This window comes from Mucilaginibacter sp. P4_E8 (assembly GCF_056401495.1).
In genome coordinates this window covers 1-1,266 of record NZ_JBFUJG010000393.1, presented here as the reverse complement: position 1 = coordinate 1,266, position 1,266 = coordinate 1, and the positions used below count along the sequence as shown (strand labels likewise).

Genomic DNA, 1,266 nt, shown 5'->3' with positions numbered 1-1,266 from the left:
GTATTGGCTATCAGGCTACCATGCTTATACTGAAATATGCCTTCTTTTTTAAAAATCTGGACAGTTTATATTTAAGAGTACATCCCGCTAATATCCCGGCTTTATCCATCTATGAAAAAGCCGGATTCGATATTGTCGGTGAAAAAGATGGTCTGGTCAGGATGAGTATTTCAAAAAAAAAATTCATGGCCCTGGAAACCTCGGATAAATGATTGCTATATAAAACTAAATTAAACCAAACCACATGATCAAATTATTGACAATCCATGATAAGCTGGAATGGACTTCTTATGTACAGAAAGCAGCAGAGTATGATTTTTATCATACCTGGCATTATCATGCATTAGAAACGGGGCAGGGTATACCTCTTTTGTTTGTTTATCAGGAACATGACGATTATATCGCATTTCCGCTGCTTAAAAGGCCAATTCCTGGATCTGATCTTTACGATCTTGGCAGTGTGTATGGTTATACAGGTCCTTTTTCAAACAAAAAAATGGATGAATTGGGTAATACATTAAAGGAAAATTTTAAACATGCCTTTCAGGATTTTCTTATAGACGGAAAATATGTTTCTGTATTTACCAGGATGCATCCATTTTTTAAGCAGCAACTACTGCTTGAAAAATTTGGAGGTATATATGAAAATGGTCGTACCGTAGTTATTGACCTGTCAGAGAGTATAGAGGAGCAGCGTAATAAATACAAGCAATCAACTATGGATGCAATAAAGCATGCCTGGAACAAGGGTTTTAAGGTTAAAGAGGAGAGAGGACCCGATGCCATTGCGTTGTTTGTGAAAATTTATCTGGAAAACATGAACCGGGTAGGTGCTTCACCTTATTATTTTTTTAACCAGGAATACTTTAACAAAATTTTAAACACTCCTGAATATGATGCCCGTCTGATAACAGCGTATGATGGTGATATAGCAATTTGCAGCACCATAATCATGTTTACCAATGGCATTATCCAGGCACATTTAATAGGAACGCTTAACGAATACCTGCATCATAGCCCCGCTAAGTTTATGGCCGATGAGATTTCAATATTGGGCAGATCGCTGGGTATGCGCTACTATAATTTGGGGGGCGGGCTTGGTTTTAAAGAAGATGCTCTTTTTAAATGGAAGTTAGGCTTTACAGAGCATTGTTTAGATTATAAAAGCTGGCGCTATATTGCCAACCCCGCTATATATCAAGAACTGCTTGATAAAAAAGATATTGATAAAAACGCCGATATCGATTTTTTTCCGCTATACAGATA

Annotated in this window: 2 protein-coding genes; both read left to right on the top strand. The window is 37.0% G+C overall.

The annotated features are described in order from the left end of the window. Window positions 1–212, top strand: a 212-nt coding sequence (locus tag AC1DRQ_RS31670) for a GNAT family N-acetyltransferase (protein WP_477430145.1), incomplete at its 5' end; no start/stop codon positions are given. 32 nt (window positions 213–244) lie between these two features. Beyond that, on the top strand, window positions 245–1,266 hold a 1,022-nt coding region (locus tag AC1DRQ_RS31665; protein ID WP_477430143.1), incomplete at its 3' end, for a GNAT family N-acetyltransferase.